Below are 23,841 nucleotides of genomic sequence, written 5' to 3'. Positions count from 1 at the left end.
GGCTTTTTTATGAAACGTAAACGCATTTATATCGCATACACTGGCGGTACCATAGGTATGAAAAAATCGAGCCGTGGCTACATTCCGGCTGAAGGTTTTTTAACAGAAACAGTGGTCAATAACGCAGAATTTAACCGTGAAGAAATGCCCCTTTTTGATATTCACGAGTACTGCCCATTAATCGATTCATCAGATATGTCGCCAGCGCATTGGCAACTAATAGCTGATGACATTAAAAGCAAATACCACGATTACGATGGTTTTGTGGTACTTCATGGCACCGATACAATGGCTTACACAGCCTCTGCCCTGTCGTTCATGTTCGAAAACTTAACTAAACCCGTTATTGTTACTGGCTCACAAATTCCTTTATCGCAATTACGCTCTGACGGCCAAGTAAACTTATTAAACGCCATGTTTTTAGCGGCTAATTACCCTATTGCTGAAGTGAGCTTATTTTTTAATAACCAATTATTTAGAGGTAACCGAGCCACTAAAGCACATGCCGATGGTTTTAATGCTTTTACATCTCCTAACCTAGAGCCTTTAGCGTTATCTGGTATTAATATTCAGCTGATTAAAGGCCAGCTAAGCCCTTATGTAGAAAACGAATTACAGGTAACCACCATTACACCTCAACCAATTGGTGTACTTTATTTATACCCAGGCATTAGTAAAGACGTGGTTAAAAGTTTGGTGAATGACAATATAAAAGCACTGGTATTGCTTAGCTTTGGCGTAGGTAATGCCCCACAAGACCCCGACTTTTTAGACGTGCTAAGTGAGGCAAGTAAACGCGGCATGGTTATTGTTAATTTAACGCAGTGTTTAAAAGGCCATGTAAATATGGGCGGTTACGCTACTGGTAACGCGTTATTGAATATTGGTGTAATAAGTGGCTACGATATGACACTAGAGGCGTGTTTAACAAAGCTGCATTATTTGTTTAGCCAAAATCTAGAAATTGAAACGATTCGCCATTTAATGCAAGACAATTTACGCGGTGAATTAAGCCGCTAATTTTAGTTACCAAAACGCAAAAGGCACGCTAAATAGCGTGCCTTTGTTATTTTATAAACGCGGTAATTATCGTACTTTCGCGTCTATACCCACTAAATCAGTTAAGTGGCACACTTCACCTGAGTGAGTTTTAATACCATGCTCACCAAAGTAATCACGCTGAGCTTGTACTAAATGCCCATTACTTGGTGTGGTTAATGTGGCTAAATACGTTTGTGTTGATGAAAGCACAGGGAACGCTAAGCCAGTCATTACAGCTTGCCCAGTTACTTTGCGAAGCGCATTAGATTCATTTTCAAGCGTATCAATGTATTCTACGCCTTGCGCTACGCTATCTAGGTAGTCAGCACGAATAATACAACCCGCACGCCATGTTTGCAGTGTTTTAGACAAGTCTACTTTCCACTGATGGGTACGAGATGCCCCTTTAATTAACGCTAAACCTTGGCGATACGCTAATAAACTCGCCAATGTAAAGGCATCTTTTAGCTCTTCTAGGTCAATATCAACCTTGTTTGTAGCTTTAGCGGCATACGTCATTTCTTGTGCAGCGGTGGTGTCACATACATTGGTTAAGTGGCGAGCTTGCACCGCGGCAACCAGTGAAGGAACAGCAATACCTAGCTCAAGTGCATTTTGCGCAGTCCACAGGCCTGTGCCTTTTGCGCCTACTTTATTATCAATTAAATCAACAAGCGGCTCTTGCTTGGTGTTTTCAAGAGATAAAATATGGCTAGAAATAGCAAGTAAGTAGCTATTTAAGTGACCGGTAGACCAGTCATCAAAAATTTCAGCCACTTCTTTTGGTGAGCGACCTGTGCCAATACGAAGTAGTTGATACACTTCAGCAATAAGCTGCATTATTGCGTATTCGATGCCGTTGTGAACCATTTTTACAAAATGGCCACTGGCCGATTGACCAACGCGTGCAAAACACGACTCGCCATTGTAGCTAGCGGCTACTTTTTCAAACCACGGTTCGATTCGCTCCCAACCGCCTTCTGAGCCACTTGCCATCATTGCAGGACCATGACGAGCGCCTTCGGCACCGCCAGAAATACCCATGGTGGCAAATTCAAATTTGTTTTGATACTTAAGTTTACGATTAATGCCGTCTTTGTAGTTACTGTTACCACAATCTACAATCATATCGTTACACTGTACGCCAGCTTCAACAAGCTCATTACACACAGCATCAACCAGTTCGCCTGCAGGCACTAATAATAAAATAGAGCGAGGTGCTTCTAAACGCCTTACCATGTCTCCTAAATCAGAAACAATATGAAGTCTATCGGCCATGCCTTGCGATTTAGCACAACTTAATAACTCTTCACCCGCATGTGGATTTTTATCATATGCGACTAACGTTATGCCTTTTTCAATCATGTTTAAGGCAATATTTTTGCCCATAACGCCTAACCCGACTAATGCAACTTGCATTTAGTGTCCTCCTCGGTAACAACTATTTGGTTAGTAAACTAAGTAATTCATTAAATAATACCGCGTGCATTATACTCATACCGTCATAAAATGCGAACGTTGAGCTAATACAGCATGCTTTTTTATTACGCTATTAAAAAGCACTGCAATTGTATCAAATATAAGGGCTGTGCGGTTACAAATACTCTGCGTATTTTGAATTTAAGATCATTGACGGATTTTGACACCGGTGTCATAATGATGACATATTCGTTTTGTATAAAATAGTGGCAATACTAACTAGTTTGCCTATAACTAAAAATGTTTATACATAAGTTATAAGTATTTTGAAGTCACAAAATAACCGTCAACCTGCTTACACATCTAAGCACACAGGAGAATTTGATGCTAAGACGCACAAAAATAGTCGCTACACTTGGGCCTGCAACAGATCGAGATAACAATCTAGAAAAAATTATTCGCGCTGGCGCTAATGTAGTACGTTTAAACTTCTCACATGGTGTTGCACAAGATCATAAAGACCGTGCACAAGCTGTACGCGAGATAGCCACAAAATTAGGTAAACATGTTGCTATCCTTGCAGACCTTCAAGGTCCTAAAATTCGTGTTTCAACGTTTAAAGAAGGTAAAGTAAACCTTGAAGTAGGCGCTAAATTCACCCTAGATGCAAAAATGGAAAAAGGTGAAGGCGACGTAAACGCGGTAGGTATTGATTACAAAGAATTACCACAAGATGTAAGCCCTGGCGATTTATTACTATTAAACGATGGCCTTATTCAACTAACCGTTGAGCAAGTAGAAGGTCACTTAGTGCACTGCTCGGTTACCGTAGGTGGTGTATTATCAAATAATAAAGGCATTAACCGTTTAGGCGGTGGTTTAACAGCCCCTGCGTTTACAGAAAAAGACAAAGAAGATTTAATCACTGCCGCTGAAATAGATGTTGATTACATTGCAGTATCGTTCCCACGCAGTGGCGATGATATGCGTTATGTACGCTCTTTAGCAGAAGCTGCAGGTTCTAAAGCACAACTACTTGCAAAAATTGAACGTGCAGAAGCCGTAGAAACACAAGAAGCCGTAGATGACATTGTTTTAGCATCAGACGCTGTAATGGTTGCTCGTGGCGATTTAGGTGTTGAAATTGGTGATGCTGCACTAATGGGTAAACAAAAACTCATTATTCGTCGCGCTCGTTCATTAAACCGTACTGTTGTAACTGCAACACAAATGATGGAATCGATGATCGATAACCCAATGCCAACACGCGCAGAAGTTATGGATGTGGCAAATGCGGTACTTGATGGTACTGATGCAGTTATGCTTTCAGCAGAAACCGCTGCCGGTGATTACCCTGAAGAAACGGTTGCTACAATGGCACGTGTTTGTTTAGGTGCAGAATCGCAAAAAGAAACCCACGTATCTAAGCACCGTTTAGACAGCCGTTTTTCTAACAATGCAGAATCTATCGCGCTTTCAGCTATGTACGCTGCTAATCACTTAGATTCGGTTAAAGCCATTGTTACCTTAACTGAGTCAGGTAGCACCGCTAAACTTATGTCGCGTATCAGCTCTGGTTTACCTATTTACTCGCTTTCACGCCATGCAAGCACGCTAGGCCAAACAGCGCTTTATCGTGGTGTTTACCCTGTGTTTTTTGATTCTACAAAAACTGAAAAAGACGGAATGGTTAAAGCCGCACTTGATACCCTTGTAGCACAAGGTTCATTACACTCTGGCGATACAGTAATTATTACTCACGGTGACTCTATGGAAACTGTGGGCGCAACTAACACAATGAAAATTGTAACTGTAGCGTAATTTCTGCCTTATATAAAAAATGCGAGCTAAGCTCGCATTTTTTATGCCTGTAAAATATCAAACTAGCTGGCTAACGCTGCTTTTACTTTATCGCGGTAGCTTCGGCTTACTTTAAGCTCTTGTCCGTTTTCAAGCACTAATAAATACTCACCGCTGACTTGTGTAACCAGCTTGCTTATTTGTTTTGTATTTACAATTGCACTGCGGTGAACGCGCACAAACAAATGTGGGTCGAGCTCTTGCTCAAGCTCTTTCATTGTTTTGCGCAAAATATGTGTTTGCCCATCTTGGCAATGTAAACACATATAATCGCCGGCGGCATCAACCCACTGAATTGTCGCAACCGGGACACGAATAATTTCACCCTGCTCTTTTACCGCCAGTGATTCTGGGTAACGTTTGTCGGTTAAGGTATCGCCTGTGGCTAATTTTTTAAGTATTTCTTCACAGTTATTACCTGTAATACCGGCAACAAAACTCGCTAGTTTTTTCTTATGGGCGTTGTCTTGCTGTGTTTTTAAGTAACTATGCACTTTTTCTACCGCCTGTTTTAGTCTGTTATCGTCAACGGGTTTTAAAATGTAATCCAAAGCATGTATTTCAAATGCCTTTACTGCAAATTGATCAAATGCAGTAACAAACACAATCGCGGGTAACGCTTTAGTGCTTTCGCTTAAGGCACGGGCAACTTCAAAGCCATTCATTCCTGGCATTTGTATATCTAAAAAAACTAAGTCTATTGGATGCTCTTTACATGCTTCTATTGCATCAGAGCCTGAACTACACAGTTTAACTACTTCTATATCAGTATATTCTTCAAGTCTTACTGCTAAGCCCTTTCTTGCTAATGGTTCATCATCAACAATGATGGTTTTAATTTTAGTCATTTCTTCACAGCCTTCTCAAACGGTACTCGCAGATTAACTTTCAATCCACTTGGCGTATTATGTGATAATACAAACGAATAATTATTTTCATAGAGCGTTTTTAATCTGTCTTTGGTATTTGCCACCCCTACCCCTTGTGCATTTACAAGTTGTCCGTCTATTAGCTCGGTACCGGGGCCATTATCACCTACTTCAAGTAGTAGCTCGTTAGCAAAAACCTGTGCTTTTATGTCTATCACACCGCCTTGTGACATATGCGCAATGGCGTATTTAATTGCGTTCTCAATTATCGGTTGCAAAATTAAGCTCGGCACAAGTGCCTCTTTTGCTTGCTCGCTTACATCTACATTTACTTTTAAGCGCTCATCAAATCTAACCCGCTCTATTTCTAAATACAGCATTAATGCGTGTAGCTCTTGCTCTAAAGGCACTTTTTTAATGGGATCGGTATTTAGTGTATAACGCAAAAAGTCGCTTAACCTTGCCACCATTAAGTTAGCATCTTTGTTTTCTTTTACCAAAACTAATGTAGAAATAGCATTAAGTGTATTAAATAAAAAATGCGGGTTAAGTTGATATCTGAGCATTTTTAATTGCGCTTCATGGGCCATTGTAGTTGCTTTAAGCGCTTTTTGTCGCTCACTTTGTAATAGCTGATAATACTTTATGCCAAAGTATAAGCCACTCCAACATAAAATTATGTAAACAGAGTCTAAGCCATGCTGTAAATAGTAAAACCAATCTTCTGGGCGATAACCATGGCGGTATATTTCCCATAAATTAAATTTTTGTACAATTGCCCACAATGTACCTGTAATGTACGAGGCACCAAATACAACCACCATTAATATCCAAGGCGATGCATTCCAGGTTTTTCTGTAAATATAACGAAGTGGGACTGTCATTAAACAGCCTGCGTAGGCATTTAATAATATAACGAACACGTAAATATCACGCATTTCAAATACTTTAGAGCCGATATAATTTACAAGCGCATAACCAATCCAGCCTGCAATTTGCAATAGCCAAAAAAAGCGTTGCCTGTTATCAACTAAAGATTGCCAATTCAAAATAAAATACAACTCCGTATAAGTTAGCCAATAAGTTAAAATTACGTTAGCTAATTTAACCACTGGTTTGGTTATTATATCGATTATTACAAAGTGTTAGCAGTACCAACTGTCTTAATTTTTAAGAGCCTTACCGCAAAGTTAAGCCAATAAAAAAGCGAAAGGCTTTAACCTTTCGCTTTTAAAATGCCGATTCAATCAGCTCGTATGGGCAAAGCCACCTTATAAACTAGGCAAGTTTATCAGAGGCTACTTTATAAGTTGGGTCTTCAATTACGTTCACCTCAACTAAGTCACGCGCTTTGTGTAATAGCTGTTTACAGTCTTTACTTAAATGACGTAAGTGAAGCTGCTTACCTGCTTTAGTGTACTTATCAGCTAAGCTGTCGATGGCTTCTATGGCACTGTGATCCGCAACACGGCTGTGTTCAAATTCAATAATTACATCTTTAGGGTCGTTTTTAACATCGAATAACTCAGAAAAGTTTTTAACTGAGCCAAAAAATAACGGGCCGTGAAGCTCGTAAACTTTAGCACCTTGCTCATCAATGTAATTAGTTGTGTAGATATGTTTTGCATGATTCCAAGCAAATACCAAGGCAGAAACAATAACACCAACACACACGGCAATCGCTAAATCGGTTACTACGGTTACGCCAGATACCAATACAATTACAAAGGCATCAGACAGTGGTACGCGCTTCATCATTTTAAAGCTTGCCCATTCAAACGTACCAAGTACAACCATAAACATAACACCTACAAGCGCAGCCAGTGGGATCATTTCAATTAAACTTGAAGCAAATATAATAAATGCAAGCAGCATTAGTGCAGCACTTATACCCGACAAGCGCGAGCGCCCGCCCGAATTAATGTTGATCATTGATTGCCCAATCATGGCACAGCCACCCATTGCGCCAAAAAATCCACAGGTTACATTAGCAGCACCTTGGCCAATACACTCTTTATTTGAGTGGCCACGGGTTTCGGTAATTTCATCAATCAAGCTAAGCGTTAATAACGACTCAATTAAACCAATAGCCGCTAAAATTAATGCATACGGAAAAATTATATAAAAAGTTTCCAGGGTAAATGGAACCATAGGAATGTGAAATTCAGGTAAGCCGCCAGCAATGGTAGCCGCTTCATTACCTGTCATCCCTTTTAGGAAATCAAGTACAGTGCGCGAGTCTAAATCAAGGCCTATTACTAACGCGGTTACCGTTACAATAGCCACTAAAGAAGAAGGCACTGCAGTGGTCAGCTTAGGTAAAAAGTGAATGATAGCCATGGTTAATGCAACTAAACCTAACATAATGTAAAGCGGGTTGCCCGTCATCCATTGCTGGCCACCTGCGCCATCTGGTACTTTAAACTGCCCTAGTTGCGCTAAAAATATTACTATCGCTAATCCATTTACAAAGCCGAGCATAACTGGGTGGGGGACCATGCGAATAAACTTACCGAGCTTAAATATTCCCGCGAGTATTTGCAGTATTCCCATCAGCAACACCGTGGCAAATAAATACTCAACACCATGATCAAGTACCAAACTTACCATTACAACAGCTAATGCACCGGTTGCGCCCGAAATCATACCAGGGCGGCCACCAAAAATAGCCGTAATTAAACCAACGATAAACGCGGCGTAGAGACCAACTAAAGGTTCGACATTTGCTACAAAAGCAAACGCAACAGCTTCTGGAACTAAAGCAAGTGCTACAGTTAAGCCAGATAAAATATCGTTTTTAGCAGAGCTAGGCGCTTTGCTGAGTAAGTTAAACATTGAGTTCCTCAGGGGGTTATTAGGTTAGGATCGAAAAAGCGCTAAATGTTACCAAATTAGCGCTCATTTAACAATTCGCACACACCGTTATTAGCTTTCTTAGTATAGCTTAACTTTGTGTCGTTTATTTTATAGAGGAAGAGATGTACTGCGTTTTACACATGTCATGGTTACGTTAGAGTGTACCTCTTGAACGTATTCTAAGCTGAGTAAATTGTCACGTACAAAGTGCTCATAGCCTTCTATACCTTGTGAGATTATACGCAGCATAAAGTCCATGGTGCCGGCCATTGTGTAACATTCTGTCACTTCGTCATAGCTCATAATTAGCTTTTCAAATTCAGCTAAGTTTTTCTTGCCATGATTTGATAAGCGCACATGTGCGTATACAAGCATGTCAAAACCAAGCTTTTTCTCATCTAAAAGCGCAACTTTACTTTTGATATAGCCATCTTGTTCAAGCTTTGCAATGCGTCGCCAACAAGGTGATTGAGATAAGCCTACTTTGTCTGCAATTTCAGCAGTTGAAAGACTTGCGTCCTGTTGTAAAAGTGCCAAAATTTGGCGATCTACGTGATTTAGAGACATTTTATTTCTTATTTATCTAATAAACTGGTTAAATTATACAGCCAATTTAAAATTCCGTCTGCAATAATTTTGCATTTTCATGGATTTTAATTAACCAAATTGGCCACTTACAAATGGATTAGTGCGTTTTTCGTGGCCTACAGTGGTATCTTCACCATGGCCAGCTAAAATACGCGTGTTGTCATCAAGTGTTAAAATATGGCTTTTAATAGACTCAATGAGCTGCTCTGTATTGCCTTTAGGGAAATCTGTACGCCCTACAGCACCTTTAAAAATAACATCGCCAACAATAACTAATTGCTGATCAGGCTCATAAAACACAATATGACCAGGTGTGTGCCCAGGGCAATGCTTAACACTAAAGCTAAGTTTGCCAAGCGTTAATACATCATTATGATTAAGCCAAATGTCAGGGTAAAAAGCATCAATAGCTGAAAAACCAAACATTTGTGCTTGCATAGGCAGGTTATCAAACCAAAATGACTCATCTTTTTGCGGGCCAATAATTTGCACATTGTAGTGTGAGCGTAATTCATCGGCCGCACCTACGTGGTCTAAATGCCCGTGTGTAAGCCAAATAGCGCTCAGTACTAATTTGTGCTCACTAAGCGTGGCTATAATTTTTTGTGCATCACCACCTGGGTCTATCACCACAGCTTGCTTTGTTTCTATACAGCTAATTATTCTGCAATTTTGAGAAAAAGCAGTCACGGGTATCGTAATAACGTGCATATTAAATTTCTTTATCTTTTTGATCGGGAATAACGGCTACTTGCTCATACGACATTAAAATTGGGTATTTCAAATACGCTTCGTCATAAAATGGCGTGTGTGAATATAACCAGTGCAAACGTGCATTGGCATCTTGCGCAAATGCTTTATCTTGAAGTTTTTTATCAAACTCGAGAGCAAGTTTTGGGTTGTCTTTAAGCATTTTCCTTGCGTAAGGGATTAACGCGTAGTTTTCCATGTACTCTGTTCGTTGAAAAATCGTATTAAACTCACCCCACGCAAAAAATGAATCAGGGGCTTCTGGGTGTAATAAATGAACCGCTAACTCCCCTGCTTTTTGCTGCGTATTTACTTGATACCATCCGTCTAAATTTACATTTATTGCTGGTACATAATCAAAACTTGCAGAGACTCTAAACCGCCCTTCAAATGGGGCTTTATCAAACGAGTAATCAAGTACTTTGGCAAGCTTTAAAGGTTGCGTATTCGCGCCTTTAAGTTTGTTTACTGACACCCCATGTAACTTAAGCTTTTCTATTATATCGCTATATACAGGCGGAACAAAAAACGCTTGGGGCACATCAACAACTCGTTCAACCTCTTTTTGCCAATAAATCGGTAAGTCAGTGTAGGTATAGGCTTTACCTAAATATTTAACCTCAGTTTGCCCCGAAAGCGCACTTACACTTGATGTGTATTCTACCCCTTTAAACTCACTAATCGTGTCTGCTTGTTTAGCATAAGCTCGTTTAACAATTAGTTTCTCAGGTACAAATTCTTGCTCTTTTTTAACGGCGTTCGCAAGCTCATGACTGTACTGAGAAAGCGCGTTTATTGCCCCATCTAAAAATACATAGGTGCCTAATACGCGTTGTTGATAAGGTTTTAAAGAATGGTTTTCGACTAAAATTGTTGGTAATGATTTTAAATCGCCCCACCCGTTTGAAAAACGCGGTGTAGCCACCCAACCTGCAAGGCCTTTTTTAAAGTCGCGTTTATCCATAACAAACACCAATGGCCCAGGTATATGCCCTTGCTTTTGTAATGTTTCGTCAATAACCGGCTTTATATACTGATCTAATGCATCAGATATAGCAGGCGATTCGCTTGCAAATACAGGGTTATAACCATAGGTCACATCGTACTGATAATCGGCGCCATCGGTAACATGCACATCAATGTATAAGTTTGGGTTGTAATCATTAATAACCTTTAAAACACTTCTCACCTCTGGTGTATCTAACTTAGTGAAATCGCGATTAAGGTTTAGATTATTTGCATTGGTTCTAAAGCCCATTTTTTCAGGGCCGCGCTGATTTATGCGATTAAATGCGCTGCTGCGTTCATGCCCATCTACGTTTAAAATAGGAATAAAAAGTATGTTTACCTTTTTTAAAATATCACGGCGCTTACCTGTTGCAATATCGCGCAGCAACATAAACATGGCGTCTTTACCATCTATCTCACCTGCATGAATACCGGCTTGGATAAAAACGGTTGGCTTAGTACTGTTGGCCATTTGCCCAGCTTCAAAAAAACCTTGCTCACTGGCAACCACCATTTTAATAGCGCGATTACTATTACTGTAGCCTATTATTTGAGACTGAAACTGCGTGGGATTTGCCGCTACAAGCCTATCTACAAACGCCATAGTATCGGCATAGTTTGGCGAGGCTTTGCCCTGTGATAACTCAAAATCAGTGGTTAACGGGCCTTTCTGTTGTAATAACGAAACGCTATCACCTTGCCAAGGAATAAGAGGCGGTAAATGACTGTTATCTGCCACAATTGCAGATAAAAATAACAGGCTTGCAAACATAGTTTTCTCTAACAAACGCTTTAATAAAATAAATTATACCAAGTAAACATAGCGATATTATAAAAGTGCGGTGATTCAACAAAAAAGAAAGCCCGTTTATACCCATGCACTTAATAAAGTGATTATTAAAGTAGTTAATTTTAAGGCTGGGGAAAAGTGTCGATAGCTTGCTAAAAAATTCGTTGTTTATAGCAATCCGCTTAATTAAGCGATCTATTTTGAGAATGAATAAACGTGTTAAGAGCTAGGGAAAACTTCGCTAATTAGTTGTTCTAAACGAGAGTTTTTTAACGCATATAGCGACATATTTAGCCTAAAATTAATAAAGTATTATTGCGGGGGAATATTATTCAGTGAGTCTTAAATTACAGGCACAAAAAAAGGAGCCTAGGGCTCCTCTTTATTACTTATTTAAAAAAGCTTAAGCTGCCGCTAGGCCTTCTTTTGCTTTTTCAACAAGCGCTGCAAATGCAACTTGGTCGTAAACAGCGATATCTGCAAGGATCTTACGATCGATTTCTACAGAAGTCTTTTTAAGACCATTGATAAAACGGCTGTAAGACAGACCATTTTGTCGTGAAGCTGCATTGATACGTGCAATCCATAATTGACGGAAAGTACGTTTCTTAGCACGACGGTCACGGTAAGCGTATTGACCCGCTTTAGTAACTGCCTGGAAAGCTACGCGGTAAACACGTGAACGTGCTCCGTAGTAACCTTTAGCTTGCTTTAAAACTTTTTTGTGACGTGCACGTGCGACAACGCCGCGTTTAACTCTTGCCATTTCTAAAAACCCCTATTAAGCGAATGGTAACATACGTGAAACTAGACCATGGTCATTTTTATGAACCATCATCTTAGGACGTAGGTGTAACTTACGCTTAGAAGTTTTCTTAGTCAGAATGTGACGAAGATGCGCTTGTTTACGCTTGAAACCGCCAGAAGCAGTTTTCTTGAAACGCTTAGCAGCGCCTCTGTGACTTTTTAGCTTATAAGCCATTGCAATAACTCCAAATGTATTGCTTAAAAATTAGTAAGCAGGCGTGAGATATATTTCTATAGCTCCACTTTTAGGCCTAACTTACTGCCATATTCCGGTGAAAACCCAGCAAAAATGCGGCAATTTTACTTTAAAACCGGTTAGAACAGGTGAATATTTGCATATTACTTGGGTACCTGAGCTAAATTCGGTGCGTATTATCGCTTAAAAATTATTTTTTAGCAACAGGCGCCATCATCATAACCATTTGGCGGCCTTCAACACGATTTGGGAAAGACTCAACTACTGCAAGTTCTTCTAAATCAGCCTTAACACGGTTTAATAATTCGATACCAATTTCTTGGTGAGCCATTTCGCGGCCACGGAAGCGGATAGTAATCTTAGCTTTATCGCCAGCTTCTAAGAACTTACGTAAGTTGCGCAGCTTAACCTGATAGTCACCTTCATCCGTGCCAGGACGGAATTTGATTTCTTTTATCTGGATTTGCTTTTGCTTCTTCTTCTGCTCTTTTAGTTCTTTGCTTTTTTCAAAGATGAACTTACCGTAGTCCATAACCTTACAAACAGGCGGCTCAGCGTTTGGGCTAATCTCTACAAGATCAACACCCGCTGCATCAGCCATAGCTTGTGCGTCTTTTAATGACTGAATTCCAGCTTGTTCGCCTTCGATGTCGATTAAACGAACTTCTTGAGCTGTAATTTCTTCGTTAATACGATTTTTTTGAGCTGTTTGTTGCCCTTTCTTGCCGCCTCTAATGGTACGTTCCTCCAAGAATATCAATAATATAAGCGCGTAGTTGGCTGTTTGTGATTGCCCTACACGCTCGATTTTTACTGTCGATTTTTAATTTCTTCGCTAATTTTAGCTACAAAATCATCAACATTAAATTTGCCTAGGTCTTCACCTGTGCGGGTACGTACTGCTACTTCCTGTTGTTCAACTTCTTTATCGCCGACAACGAGTAAGTAAGGAATACGCTTAAGTGTATGTTCTCGGATTTTAAAGCCAATCTTCTCATTTCTCAAGTCAGCAGCGGCTCTAATTCCAAGTTTATTTAATTTTTGTACAATTTCGTGCACGTAATCTGCTTGTTTATCGGTAATGTTCATAATTACCACTTGCTTTGGAGCAAGCCACGTTGGGAATAAACCAGCGTATTCTTCAGTTAAAATACCGATAAAGCGCTCAATTGAGCCTAAAATAGCACGGTGTATCATAACTGGAGTGCGTCGTTCGTTGTTTTCTGCTACATAAGTAGCGCCTAAACGACCCGGTAATGCAAAGTCGAGTTGCACTGTACCACATTGCCACGCTCTGTCTAAACAATCGTACAAAGTAAATTCAATTTTAGGTCCGTAAAAGGCACCTTCACCTGGTAGGTAATCAAATTCAATGTCGTTTGCTTTAAGTGCATCGGCTAATGCGACCTCGGCTTTGTCCCAAATTTCATCGTCGCCGATGCGTTTTTCAGGACGCGTAGAGAGCTTAACTACAATTTTGTCAAAACCGAATGTCTCATATGTATCATAAACCATCTTAATACACGCTGAAACTTCGTCCATTACTTGCTCTTCTGTACAGAACACATGAGCATCATCTTGCGTAAAGCCACGTACACGCATTAAGCCGTGTAAAGCGCCTGATGGTTCGTTACGGTGACAACAACCAAACTCGGCCATACGCAGTGGTAAATCACGGTACGATTTTAAACCTTGGTTAAAAATTTGCACGTGACCTGGGCAGTTCATTGGTTTTATAGCGTATTCGCGTTTTTCTGACTCTGTGGTAAACATGGCGTCTGAGTATTTTTCCCAGTGACCAGATTTTTCCCACAAAGAGCGGTCCATCATCATTGGACCTTTAACTTCTTCGTAGCTGTACTCACGCAGTTTTTCACGAACAAATTCTTCAAGCTCGCGGTAAATGCTCCAACCATCGTTGTGCCAAAATACCATACCTGGCGCTTCTTCTTGCCAGTGCCATAAATCAAGCGCTTTACCAATACGGCGGTGATCGCGTTTTTCAGCCTCTTCTAAGCGTTTAAGGTACGCTTTAAGTTGCTTTTTATCGCCCCACGCTGTGCCGTAAATACGCTGTAGCATTTTGTTTTCAGAGTCGCCACGCCAGTAAGCGCCAGCTACTTTCATTATTTTGAAGTTTTGGCAGAATTTCATGTTTGGTACGTGCGGACCACGACACATGTCTACGTATTCTTCGTGGTGGTATAATCCTGGGCGATCATCTTTTGCGATGTTTTCGTCCAAAATTTCCATTTTGTATGTTTCGCCACGCGCTTCAAACGTATCGCGTGCTTCTTGCCAGCTTACATTTTTTTTCACTACGTCGTAGTTTGTTTTTGCAAGTTGCAACATACGCTTTTCAATAGCGTCTAAGTCTTCTTGAGACAAAGAATGTTCCATATCAATATCGTAGTAAAAACCGTTATCAATAGTTGGACCAATAGCCATTTTAGCGTCTGGGAAAAGCTGCTTAACTGCGTGACCGATTAAGTGAGCACACGAGTGACGAATAATCTCTAGGCCGTCGTCATCTTTTGCGGTGATGATCTCAAGACGCGAATCTTCGTTGATCATATCGCACGCATCAACACGCTCGCCATTAACGCGACCAGCAATGGTTGCTTTAGCTAGGCCTGGGCCAATGTCGTTAGCTACATCAAGAGTACTTACAGGGTTTTCAAAACTACGCTGACTGCCGTCAGGAAGAGTAATAACTGGCATTATAAATCCTTACATACAGTGGTGACACCTACAATGTATCACGTGTATTTTTAAATAAATTAAATGAGAATGACTCGACAACGCTTTTACGAATAAGCATTGACTATTTTTCGCCATAAATGACTAATGTAGATGCTGAGTCTGCTCAACTACAAAAAAGATATTGTCGCGTGATAGAGTATCAATTACAAGTTTAAAGCGCGCTCATTACTTGAAATTTTACCTAAAATTGTCATTTTTTTGTTTTTCGCTCGCTAATTTAAATTAAGCATGTGACAACTTGAGTTTATTGATTATTAAAATGCACCTGCGCCGCCTTGCTCTCGCAATTTATTAGATGTTGGGTATAATACCAAGCAATTAAGTTATATTAGAGAACAGCAATGAGAACATGTGGTGTAGAAATTACCGGTAGTGATGTACTACTTTGTATTTTAAGTAAAGATAACGACGTATTTGATATTCGCGATGTGCGCCAAACACGCTTTACCTTAGGTAACGGTAACGACACTGAAATAATGCGTAAATTTCAATTTGATTTTGCAAAACTAATGCAAGATTACCAAATTGATTCTGTTGCCATTCGTGAGCGCCAACCTAAAGGTAAATTTGTAGGCAGTGCAAAGGGCTTTAAAATGGAAACAGCGATTCAATTAATTGAAGAGTTAGACGTTCGCGTGTTCTCAACGACCGAAATTAAAGAGCAGCTTAAACGTAACCCTATACCTATTGCGTTTGAAGACACAGGCCTTAAAAAGTACCAAGAAAACGCTTTTGTTAATGCCTATGTATACATTATGAAAAAAACCTACCGCAGTGACGAGCTATAAGTCACAAAGCGATTAAAACAAACTATAAAAACGCCATTTAGTGGCGTTTTTTTTATGCCTTTATAAAAGTTAGTTTTTATAGCCCCTCTGTAAAACGTTTCATTTAACTTTTCTTTATGCTTAGTACATTAGTCTAACCACCCTTTCTTTGTCGACAATTTGTGTTTATTTTAACTACAGCCTATAACAATTCGCTTAACTATTTTTTTATTTTGCTACACAGCTATTCGTGGCTAAGCAAATGAATACTGACTTATCAGCACGGATGATATAAGTAACTGACATACATTAATACGGAGAAGCACATGCACACACCATCGCGCTCGGTAAAAGAAGTAGAACAAATAAACACATTACCGCTCACAAAAAGCTATTTTAAAGGTGCGCAAAGCACGCCGCTAACGGATAAAACAATTGGCGAGTACTTTGATTTTATTGTCGACAAACACCCTGACTCGCTCGCTGTCGTTGTTAGCCATCAAAATGTACGCTTAACGTATAAAGCATTTCAAAATAAAGTTAATCAACTCGCTATGGGGCTACTAGCAATAGGCGTTAAACCAGGAGATAGAGTAGGAATATGGTCACCCAATAACATTGAGTGGTGTTTAACCCAATTTGCGAGCGCCAAAATAGGTGCCATTATGGTGTGCATTAACCCTGCCTACAGACCAAACGAGTTAGCCTATGCTTTGAACTCGGTAGAATGCAGCACGCTAATTACTGCGTCACATTTTAAAGGCAGTAATTATATAGATATGCTTAACAGCTTAGCGCCTGAACTTAACCAATGTGAACCCGGTGAGCTAAATGCACATGCCCTACCTAGCCTTAAAAATGTAATACGCATTGGCAATGAAAAAAGCCCTGGTATGTTTACGTTTGATGATGTGATGAATTTTGCCCCCCCTGCCCACAAGCTTGAATTAAATGCGATTTCAGCAAATTTAAACGCGGATCAAGACATAAACATACAGTTTACCTCTGGCACCACGGGCAACCCTAAAGGCGCTACACTCACCCATAAGAACATACTTAATAATGCGCTATTTGTTGCAGAGGCTATGCATTTTACAGCGCAAGATAAACTGTGCATACCTGTGCCTCTGTATCATTGTTTTGCGATGGTGCTTGGCAGCCTGCTATTTGTAAGTAAAGGTGCCGCAGCTATATACCCAAGCGATGCGTTTGATGCAAAAACCACGCTTGATGTTGTGCAGCAAGAGGGCTGCACCGCGCTGCATGGTGTGCCGACTATGTTTATTAGCCAACTAGAGCTGCCTAATTTTACCAATTATAACCTCAGCACTTTACGCACTGGTGTAATGGCGGGCTCAACGTGCCCTGAGCAAGTCATGCGTAAAGTACAAACACAAATGAACATGCATCAAGTATTAATTGCGTATGGGCAAACTGAGTGCAGCCCAATCAACAATATAACCGAAACCGACTCATCAATAGAGCGCCAAGTAACAACCGTTGGCCGTGCCCTTGCTCACACTGAAGTTAAAATTATTGACGAACTGGGTAACATTCAAAAAATAGGTGTACCTGGTGAGGTCTGCAGTAAGGGCGCCGGTATAATGCGCTGCTATTGGAATGACGAAGAAAAAACAAAAGCCACTATAGATGACGAAGGCTGGTTACACTCTGGTGATTTAGGGGTAATGGACAGCGAAGGGTTTGTGAGTATTGTTGGCCGCATTAAAGACATGATCATTCGAGGTGGCGAAAACATTTACCCACGCGAAATTGAAGAGGTTCTTTACACTTACCCAGGTATTCAAGATGCCGCTATATTTGGTATTAGTGATGAGAAGTACGGCGAAGAAGTGTGTGCGTGGATCCAGCCAAAAGAAGATGCAGTACTTGATGAGCAAGCAATACGTGCATTTTTAAAAGACAAACTCGCCTATTTTAAAATGCCCCGTTATATTCGCTTTGTAGAGAGTTACCCAATGACAGTAACAGGCAAACTGCAAAAGTTTAAAATGCGAGAGCAAATGCAGCAATCTCTTACTGATAAGGCCTTTTCTTAACCGCAAACATTAACTAAAAAAAAGCTCAGCAATTGCTGAGCTTTTAGCGTTAAATAATTTACTTACTCTGCAGGGCGATACTGCTGCTGAACACCTGTTAAAAACAAACGCAAAACCTGATCGTTACACACACGGTAATGTTTATTTTCTACTTTGCGAGAAAACGCACTGAGCTCATGTTTACTTAATTCAAAGTCAACCTGTGCAAGTGTTGCTATTACATCTTCTGCTTTCATGTTTAAAGCAATACGTAGCTTCATAAAAATAATATTATTATTTAATTTAGTCTCTGGGACAGGCTGTGGGCCTTCGCGCTTGCCACGCTTAGTATTAATAAAGCCATTTAAAAAGATAGCAAACTCAGTGTCTGAAATTTTAACAACCCCTTGCTCACCCTCTTTTGTTAACCATGCAACGACTTGCTCAGTGGTAACTGTAGCCTCTGCGGCGGCAAAAATACCGACCATGGCAGTATCGGTTAAATTAAAGGTATAGCGAACACGGCGTAAAATATCGTTATTTGTCAAAGTAATTTCCTGAGTTGAGAGCGAGGCTAAATTAGAGCGCCCACCTTAAATGAGCGCGCAGTTTAGCAGCTTAAGGCACGCTGCCCTATTGATATTTACACTATAAAGAGTTGTTAATTACCCAGTACCTTGGCAGGGTCGACTCGAGTTGCTTGCCACGCCGGGTAAATAGTAGCAAGTACAGCTAAAACAAAGGTAACAATAACTGTTATTCCAATATCACTGAGTACTAATTTACTGGGTAAAAATTCAATAAAATAAACACCTTCAAGCGGATTAGCTGCAAATAACTGGCTAACCCATGTAAACAGCTCACTAATGTTAAGCGCTAATATAACCCCAACTAGTGTGCCAAGTAACACGCCAACAAAGGCTTGCGTTAAACCTTGCATGACAAAGGTAGCTAAAATAGTACTGTCTTTAGCGCCCATGGTTTTTAAAATAGCTATGTTGCCTTGTTTTTCGCGCACTTCCATTACAAGCGACGATACAATGTTAAAACTAGCTACCGCTATAATTAAAAACACCACAATGTACACAATTGTGCGCACCATTTGAATATCTTGATACAGGCTACCTTGCGTTCTAAACCAGCTAGAGACATACACATAATCACTAATAGTTTGCCCTACTCGCAGTGCAATTTGATGTGCAGCAAACACATCATCTACGCTCAAACGTAAACCTGTCACTTGGCTGGCGTCGTAACCTAAAACTGACTGTGCTTTATTTAAGTGAATAAATGCAGCGCTACTGTCAATTGGCCCACCCATTTCTATAATGCCCGCAAGTGTTAACGTTACGCGCTTAGGGGCTAATAGAGACTTGCCTTGCTCGCTAATTTTAGGAATGAGTAAAGTAATGTTATCGCCTATATTAGCGCCTAATTGCTTTACAATTTGCTTGCCTAAAATAACGTCATCCGTGCGCAGCTGACTAACCAGTGTGCCTTTGGTAAATTGATTTATGGCCGATACATTCCCTTCATAGCTAGGTTCAACGCCGCGTATTTCTACCGCTTTTAGCTGGCTTTTAAATTGCGCCATACCATTTACTGCTATAAATGGCGCAGCACCTGTAACATGAGGCTCTACTTTAAGTTTTTCTACTTTGTTAGGCCAATCAGCAATCGGTCGGCTAGGCGCTACGTATTCAACTTGCGGTACCACACTTAATAAACGATGCACTAATTGCTGCTCAAAGCCATTAATAACCGAAAGCGCAACAATTAACACCGCCACCCCTAATAAAATACCAACGGTAGAGGCTTTGGCAATAAAGCTTACAAATGCGTTTTTTTCATCTTTATGGCCAGAATACGCTCTAAAGCGTTCACTTAAAAATAAACTAAGCAACATGGTGCGGCTCTTTAATGGCAAGTTTCCCATCATCTAAATACGCAATTTTACCTAGCTTGTCTGCAAGCTCTAAGTCGTGAGTAACCACCACAAAACTAGTATTTAAGCTTTTATTTAGCTCATTAATTAAATCGTAAATTTTAATCGCGTTTTGCTTATCAAGGTTACCGGTAGGTTCGTCGGCTAATACTAATGCGGGTTTAGTCACCAGCGCTCGCGCAATAGCAACACGCTGGCGCTCTCCACCAGACAGCGCCGAAGGTTTATGCTCACAGCGATGCGCTAGGCCTACTTTATCTAGCATTTGCAGGGCTTGCTCTTTCGCCTCTTTTGCGTTGAGCCCTTTAATTAACAGCGGCATAGCCACGTTTTCAACCGCACTAAATTCCATTAATAAATGGTGAAACTGATAAATAAAGCCCAAGTTTTTATTTCTAAACGCCGCTTGCTCTGTTCGCGATAATTTAGCAACGTCTTGATTTTTTATTTTAGCGCTACCCGATGTAGCCGTATCAAGGGTTCCTAAAATATGCAATAAGGTACTTTTTCCTGACCCTGAGCTGCCTACTATAGCCAGCATATCCCCTTGGTTAAGAGATAAGTCCACCCCTTTTAATACTTCTACTTGGTTTTGTCCATCTTGATAAACTTTACTTAAGTTTTGACAGCTAATAACTAAATCATTCATAACGCAATACCTCTGCTGGTTTTACTTTTGCGGCTTTGCGCGCAGGATATAAAGTGGCTAAAAAGCTCATTGCAATACTGCTAAGCGCAATAATAACGAGGCTTAACACATCAAATTTTACCGGAAGTTCTACACCTGCTAGTAGGTTCAGCCCCACAGCAGCGAGTAGTTCATTAATATATAAGCTAAACAATACACCTAAAAGTGCCCCTATCGCGGTGCCAATAACCCCGTTATACAAGCCTTGCACCATAAACACTTTTTGTACTTGTGAAGGCGTTAAACCTAAGGTTTGTAATATCGCCACTTCGCCTTGTTTTTCACTCACCATCATAGTCAGTGCCGAAACAATATTAAATACAGCCACTAATACAATCAGCCCTAACAACATAGACATAATACGTTTTTCCATGGCAACCGCGGCAAATAAAGTACCTTGGCTACTGCGCCAGTCACTTACTTGGTAGTCGCGTAAAATGTGCTGGCTGTCCGTTGTAAATTGCGCTAATTCAAAGGGTTCATGTAACGACACACTTAAGTTAGGCGCGGTATTTTTGTTAAGCTTTAATACCCGCTGTAAAGATGCGCCGCTGGTAAATGCAAGGCTCATATCTATCTCTGAGCCCGTTTCGTATATTGCGGCTATTTTAAATAAACGCTGACTAGGTACGCGCCCAAGCGGCGTGTAAGTTGAGGCATTGGGCATAATTACGCGCAGCTTCTCTCCCATACCTACACCAAGCTTACGGCTTAAATAACGGCTAATAGCTATGTTGTAGCTATTATTTAAAACGTTTTGCCAATTGCCCTGCACAACTTTATCGGTAATTTTATATAGCGATCCGTTATTGCCATACAAGCCTTGCAGTAATACGCCGTGTAAATCTTTATTGGTTTGCAAGATGGCTTCGCCGTGGCGGTAAAGGCTTACGTGATCTACATAAATTGAGCGCTCTAAATCGGCTTTTAACGCTGTCATTTGTTCGCTGGTGTGTTTATTGGCTTGTACTTCTACGTGAGGAATGAGCCCTAACATATTTGTTTTTAAACTGTTTTCAAAGCCATTCATTACACTGCTTACAGTGAACAAGGCCATTAGTCCTATGGCTATTCCGGCAATAGAAAAAAACGAGATAAACGATATAAACGCATTTCCTTTGGAGGAGCGGCTATATCTGAGCCCTATAAATAAGCTAACCGGTTGAAACATATTATTTAAAACATTTATGCTAAAAGTGTGCGGCTATAGTAGCACGAACTAAGATGAATTGAATATGACCATAAATGTAAGAAATAATTTATAAATCTTATACTTGGCTATATTTTAAACGCGCTTTATTCAAGCCCGGCCACTAAATAATCAAGTAATACTCTTACGTTGGTGGCAACAAACTGACGCGGTGGGTAAATTCCCCACACGCCTTCTTGATCCGGCTGATAAGAAGTTAATACTGGCACAAGCTCGCCCGTTCGTAGCTCATTTTCAATGTAATAATTAGGCAGCTGCACTATTCCTAAGCCTTTTTTTGCACCATCAACTAATGCCCAACCACTATTACAGCGCAAGCGCCCCGCAATTTTAATATGTTTATCGCGGCCATTTTCGTTTACTCGCCAGTAACTGCTGTTACCAATTAAACATTGATGTTGGTTTAGCTCGCCTAGGGTATGGGGCTCACCTACTCGGGATAAATAATCTGGGGAGGCACACATTATAAAGCGCCTAGCACTTAAACGCCGTGCTCTGTGGCTTGAATCTTTTAAATGCCCTAACCGAATGGCTAAATCAAACCCGCCTTCGAGTAAATTTTCTTGCTCGTTAGAAAGCGTAGCAATTACTTCGACCTCAGGATGAGCGTGCATAAAATTGTGCACAATGGGCATAATAAAAGTTTCACCATACATAACTGGTGCTGTTAATTTAATTTTACCTTTAGGCGTTGTTTGCTGCGTTGCTAAACTTTGCGTGGCATCATCCATAGCATGTTGTAATTGCTTAGTTTGATGTAAAAAGGCTTCACCTTCTTTGGTTAATACCACTTTGCGGGTGGTACGGGTGAGTAACTGGGTATTTAAACGCTGCTCCAGCGCCGTTACATGGCGACTTATATGGGCAACTGACAACCCCAGTACATTAGCCGCTGCTGTAAAACTACCCTCTTCACCCACTGCTATAAATTCGTCTATACCATCCCAACGCGCCATTATTACCATACTGTAAAAGTGTTTTAATAAATCAGAGATTATCATTATTTGAGAAACAAATACAATAGAGCCATCACCCAAACAAATTGGGTCTACAATTGTTATTTAAAACCACTACAAAGGATAAACACATGTCTGAATTTATAAAATCAAAAGCAGCTATTGCGTGGGGTCCAAACCAACCGTTAAGCGTTGAAGAAGTTGATGTGATGATGCCTAAAAAAGGCGAAGTAATGGTAAAAATTACCGCTACTGGTGTTTGTCACACTGATGCATTTACTTTATCAGGTGAAGATCCTGAAGGTATTTTCCCAGCCATTTTAGGCCACGAAGGTGCAGGCGTTGTGTATGCAGTGGGCGAAGGCGTAACCAGTGTTGAAGTAGGCGATCACGTTATTCCACTTTACACCGCTGAATGTGGCGTATGTAAAATGTGTACTTCAGGCAAAACTAACCTGTGTTCAGCAGTGCGCGAAACACAAGGTAAAGGTCTAATGCCAGATGGCACTACACGCTTTTTTAAAGACGGCCAACCAATTTATCACTACATGGGTACGTCTACTTTTTCTGAGTACACAGTACTTCCAGAAATTTCACTCGCAAAAGTAAACAAAGAAGCGTCGCTTGAAGAAATTTGTTTATTAGGCTGTGGCGTAACCACAGGTATGGGCGCGGTAACAAACACTGCAAACGTAAAACCAGGCGATACCGTGGCTATTTTTGGCTTAGGTGGCATTGGTTTATCGGCCATTATTGGTGCAAAAATGGCAGGCGCGGGTCGCATTATTGGTGTTGATATTAATACCAGCAAATTTGACCTTGCAACAAAACTTGGCGCAACCGATTTAGTAAACCCTAAAGACTTCGACAAGCCAATTCAAGAAGTGATTGTTGATATGACCGATGGCGGTGTTGATTACTCGTTTGAGTGTATTGGTAACGTTGATGTAATGCGCTCAGCACTTGAGTGTTGTCATAAAGGTTGGGGTGAGTCGGTAATTATTGGTGTAGCCGGTGCTGGCCAAGAAATTTCAACCCGTCCTTTCCAACTAGTAACAGGCCGTGTATGGCGTGGTAGCGCATTTGGTGGCGTTAAAGGCCGTTCACAATTACCTGAAATAGTTGAGCGTTACATGGCAGGCGAATTTGCGCTTAACGACTTTATTACGCATACCATGAGCCTTGAAGAAATTAACGATGCGTTTGATTTAATGCACGAAGGTAAAAGTATTCGTACAGTAATTCACTACTAATACGCTATTGGTAACCTATGTATTAAAAAGCCGTAA

Annotated in this window: 21 protein-coding genes; 5 read left to right on the top strand and 16 right to left on the bottom strand. The window is 40.5% G+C overall.

Annotated features, from left to right (window positions below):
* Positions 1 to 9: 9 nt before the first annotated feature.
* Positions 10 to 1,020 (top strand): asparaginase, encoded by a 1,011-nt coding sequence (gene ansA, locus VOI46_RS07430; RefSeq protein ID WP_004587849.1) that lies wholly within the window; start codon positions 10 to 12, stop codon positions 1,018 to 1,020.
* Positions 1,021 to 1,086: 66 nt separating this feature from the next.
* Here the strand turns inward: ansA and gndA are convergent, their stop codons facing one another.
* Entirely contained in the window at positions 1,087 to 2,460 is a 1,374-nt protein-coding gene (gene gndA, locus VOI46_RS07425; protein ID WP_004587848.1) for an NADP-dependent phosphogluconate dehydrogenase, read from the bottom strand.
* A 384-nt stretch (positions 2,461 to 2,844) separates the two neighbouring features.
* Here gndA and pyk point away from each other — a divergent pair, with 384 nt between their 5' ends.
* On the top strand, positions 2,845 to 4,281 hold the full coding sequence (gene pyk / locus VOI46_RS07420; protein WP_004587847.1) for a pyruvate kinase: 1,437 nt from the start codon (positions 2,845 to 2,847) through the stop codon (positions 4,279 to 4,281).
* A 62-nt stretch (positions 4,282 to 4,343) separates the two neighbouring features.
* Here pyk and VOI46_RS07415 read toward each other — a convergent pair whose 3' ends face one another.
* The 10 genes from VOI46_RS07415 to thrS all read right to left on the bottom strand — a co-directional run bounded on the left by VOI46_RS07415 (position 4,344) and on the right by thrS (position 14,905).
* Positions 4,344 to 5,168 carry a LytTR family DNA-binding domain-containing protein gene (locus VOI46_RS07415; protein WP_004587846.1) on the bottom strand — a complete coding sequence of 275 codons (825 nt, stop codon included), beginning with the start codon at positions 5,166 to 5,168 and terminating at the stop codon, positions 4,344 to 4,346.
* Positions 5,165 to 6,238, bottom strand: coding sequence for a histidine kinase (locus VOI46_RS07410; RefSeq protein ID WP_024034075.1), 1,074 nt, complete (start codon positions 6,236 to 6,238; stop codon positions 5,165 to 5,167). The genes VOI46_RS07415 and VOI46_RS07410 overlap by 4 nt, the downstream gene beginning before the upstream one ends.
* A 229-nt stretch (positions 6,239 to 6,467) precedes the next feature.
* Positions 6,468 to 8,024 carry a SulP family inorganic anion transporter gene (locus VOI46_RS07405; RefSeq protein WP_004587844.1) on the bottom strand — a complete coding sequence of 519 codons (1,557 nt, stop codon included), beginning with the start codon at positions 8,022 to 8,024 and terminating at the stop codon, positions 6,468 to 6,470.
* 129 nt (positions 8,025 to 8,153) lie between these two features.
* Positions 8,154 to 8,612 carry an Lrp/AsnC family transcriptional regulator gene (locus VOI46_RS07400; RefSeq protein WP_002960703.1) on the bottom strand — a complete coding sequence of 153 codons (459 nt, stop codon included), beginning with the start codon at positions 8,610 to 8,612 and terminating at the stop codon, positions 8,154 to 8,156.
* A gap of 90 nt (positions 8,613 to 8,702) precedes the next feature.
* Positions 8,703 to 9,344, bottom strand: a complete 642-nt coding sequence (locus tag VOI46_RS07395; protein ID WP_004587843.1) for an MBL fold metallo-hydrolase — start codon at positions 9,342 to 9,344, stop codon at positions 8,703 to 8,705.
* Position 9,345: 1 nt separating this feature from the next.
* Positions 9,346 to 11,163 carry a M14 family metallopeptidase gene (locus tag VOI46_RS07390; RefSeq protein ID WP_004587842.1) on the bottom strand — a complete coding sequence of 606 codons (1,818 nt, stop codon included), beginning with the start codon at positions 11,161 to 11,163 and terminating at the stop codon, positions 9,346 to 9,348.
* 421 nt (positions 11,164 to 11,584) lie between these two features.
* The gene (gene rplT / locus VOI46_RS07385; RefSeq protein ID WP_004587841.1) at positions 11,585 to 11,947 is read right to left on the bottom strand and encodes a 50S ribosomal protein L20; all 363 of its coding nucleotides are present in this window, start codon (positions 11,945 to 11,947) and stop codon (positions 11,585 to 11,587) included.
* A 15-nt stretch (positions 11,948 to 11,962) separates the two neighbouring features.
* On the bottom strand, positions 11,963 to 12,163 hold the full coding sequence (rpmI, locus tag VOI46_RS07380; RefSeq protein WP_004587840.1) for a 50S ribosomal protein L35: 201 nt from the start codon (positions 12,161 to 12,163) through the stop codon (positions 11,963 to 11,965).
* A gap of 211 nt (positions 12,164 to 12,374) precedes the next feature.
* Complete coding sequence (gene infC, locus VOI46_RS07375) at positions 12,375 to 12,935, bottom strand: translation initiation factor IF-3 (protein WP_024034072.1); 561 nt, start codon at positions 12,933 to 12,935, stop codon at positions 12,375 to 12,377.
* A gap of 59 nt (positions 12,936 to 12,994) precedes the next feature.
* Positions 12,995 to 14,905, bottom strand: a complete 1,911-nt coding sequence (gene thrS, locus VOI46_RS07370; RefSeq protein WP_004587838.1) for a threonine--tRNA ligase — start codon at positions 14,903 to 14,905, stop codon at positions 12,995 to 12,997.
* Between the two features lie 383 nt (positions 14,906 to 15,288).
* Between thrS and VOI46_RS07365 the strand changes: the two genes are divergently transcribed.
* Positions 15,289 to 15,735 (top strand): DUF3010 family protein, encoded by a 447-nt coding sequence (locus VOI46_RS07365; protein WP_324738192.1) that lies wholly within the window; start codon positions 15,289 to 15,291, stop codon positions 15,733 to 15,735.
* Between the two features lie 305 nt (positions 15,736 to 16,040).
* Entirely contained in the window at positions 16,041 to 17,774 is a 1,734-nt protein-coding gene (locus VOI46_RS07360) for an AMP-binding protein (protein ID WP_004587836.1), read from the top strand.
* A gap of 62 nt (positions 17,775 to 17,836) precedes the next feature.
* On the opposite strand, the gene VOI46_RS07355 is transcribed toward VOI46_RS07360, so the two are convergent.
* The 5 genes from VOI46_RS07355 to VOI46_RS07335 form a co-directional block, all read right to left on the bottom strand.
* Entirely contained in the window at positions 17,837 to 18,301 is a 465-nt protein-coding gene (locus VOI46_RS07355) for a DUF1456 family protein (protein ID WP_004587835.1), read from the bottom strand.
* A 113-nt stretch (positions 18,302 to 18,414) separates the two neighbouring features.
* Positions 18,415 to 19,659 (bottom strand): lipoprotein-releasing ABC transporter permease subunit, encoded by a 1,245-nt coding sequence (locus VOI46_RS07350; RefSeq protein WP_004587834.1) that lies wholly within the window; start codon positions 19,657 to 19,659, stop codon positions 18,415 to 18,417.
* Entirely contained in the window at positions 19,649 to 20,347 is a 699-nt protein-coding gene (lolD, locus tag VOI46_RS07345) for a lipoprotein-releasing ABC transporter ATP-binding protein LolD (RefSeq protein ID WP_004587833.1), read from the bottom strand. Before lolD ends, VOI46_RS07350 begins: the two co-directional genes overlap by 11 nt.
* Positions 20,340 to 21,557, bottom strand: a complete 1,218-nt coding sequence (locus VOI46_RS07340) for a lipoprotein-releasing ABC transporter permease subunit (protein ID WP_039972248.1) — start codon at positions 21,555 to 21,557, stop codon at positions 20,340 to 20,342. The genes lolD and VOI46_RS07340 overlap by 8 nt, the downstream gene beginning before the upstream one ends.
* Before the next feature lie 125 nt (positions 21,558 to 21,682).
* Positions 21,683 to 22,552, bottom strand: coding sequence for a LysR family transcriptional regulator (locus VOI46_RS07335; RefSeq protein ID WP_029774426.1), 870 nt, complete (start codon positions 22,550 to 22,552; stop codon positions 21,683 to 21,685).
* A 131-nt stretch (positions 22,553 to 22,683) separates the two neighbouring features.
* Between VOI46_RS07335 and VOI46_RS07330 the strand changes: the two genes are divergently transcribed.
* Positions 22,684 to 23,805: an S-(hydroxymethyl)glutathione dehydrogenase/class III alcohol dehydrogenase gene (locus VOI46_RS07330; RefSeq protein WP_004587830.1), complete on the top strand. Its 1,122-nt coding sequence runs from the start codon at positions 22,684 to 22,686 to the stop codon at positions 23,803 to 23,805.
* The last annotated feature ends 36 nt before the right edge of the window (positions 23,806 to 23,841 follow it).

It is taken from the genome of Pseudoalteromonas sp. CuT4-3 (assembly GCF_035666335.1).
In the GTDB taxonomy this organism is placed as follows: domain Bacteria; phylum Pseudomonadota; class Gammaproteobacteria; order Enterobacterales; family Alteromonadaceae; genus Pseudoalteromonas; species Pseudoalteromonas atlantica.
Note: the sequence above shows the minus strand (reverse complement) of the source record. Positions and strands in the feature narration are given on the sequence as shown.

Bases quoted from the DNA above. Each gene is read 5' to 3' on its own strand.
- ansA (WP_004587849.1), top strand. From the start codon at position 10: ATGAAACGTAAACGCATTTATATCGCATACACTGGCGGTACCATAGGT.
- gndA (WP_004587848.1), bottom strand. From the start codon at position 2,460: ATGCAAGTTGCATTAGTCGGGTTAGGCGTTATGGGCAAAAATATTGCC.
- pyk (WP_004587847.1), top strand. From the start codon at position 2,845: ATGCTAAGACGCACAAAAATAGTCGCTACACTTGGGCCTGCAACAGAT.
- VOI46_RS07415 (WP_004587846.1), bottom strand. From the start codon at position 5,168: ATGACTAAAATTAAAACCATCATTGTTGATGATGAACCATTAGCAAGA.
- VOI46_RS07405 (WP_004587844.1), bottom strand. From the start codon at position 8,024: ATGTTTAACTTACTCAGCAAAGCGCCTAGCTCTGCTAAAAACGATATT.
- VOI46_RS07400 (WP_002960703.1), bottom strand. From the start codon at position 8,612: ATGTCTCTAAATCACGTAGATCGCCAAATTTTGGCACTTTTACAACAG.
- VOI46_RS07395 (WP_004587843.1), bottom strand. From the start codon at position 9,344: ATGCACGTTATTACGATACCCGTGACTGCTTTTTCTCAAAATTGCAGA.
- VOI46_RS07390 (WP_004587842.1), bottom strand. From the start codon at position 11,163: ATGTTTGCAAGCCTGTTATTTTTATCTGCAATTGTGGCAGATAACAGT.
- rplT (WP_004587841.1), bottom strand. From the start codon at position 11,947: ATGGCAAGAGTTAAACGCGGCGTTGTCGCACGTGCACGTCACAAAAAA.
- rpmI (WP_004587840.1), bottom strand. From the start codon at position 12,163: ATGGCTTATAAGCTAAAAAGTCACAGAGGCGCTGCTAAGCGTTTCAAG.
- thrS (WP_004587838.1), bottom strand. From the start codon at position 14,905: ATGCCAGTTATTACTCTTCCTGACGGCAGTCAGCGTAGTTTTGAAAAC.
- VOI46_RS07365 (WP_324738192.1), top strand. From the start codon at position 15,289: ATGAGAACATGTGGTGTAGAAATTACCGGTAGTGATGTACTACTTTGT.
- VOI46_RS07360 (WP_004587836.1), top strand. From the start codon at position 16,041: ATGCACACACCATCGCGCTCGGTAAAAGAAGTAGAACAAATAAACACA.
- VOI46_RS07350 (WP_004587834.1), bottom strand. From the start codon at position 19,659: ATGTTGCTTAGTTTATTTTTAAGTGAACGCTTTAGAGCGTATTCTGGC.
- lolD (WP_004587833.1), bottom strand. From the start codon at position 20,347: ATGAATGATTTAGTTATTAGCTGTCAAAACTTAAGTAAAGTTTATCAA.
- VOI46_RS07340 (WP_039972248.1), bottom strand. From the start codon at position 21,557: ATGTTTCAACCGGTTAGCTTATTTATAGGGCTCAGATATAGCCGCTCC.
- VOI46_RS07335 (WP_029774426.1), bottom strand. From the start codon at position 22,552: ATGGCGCGTTGGGATGGTATAGACGAATTTATAGCAGTGGGTGAAGAG.
- VOI46_RS07330 (WP_004587830.1), top strand. From the start codon at position 22,684: ATGTCTGAATTTATAAAATCAAAAGCAGCTATTGCGTGGGGTCCAAAC.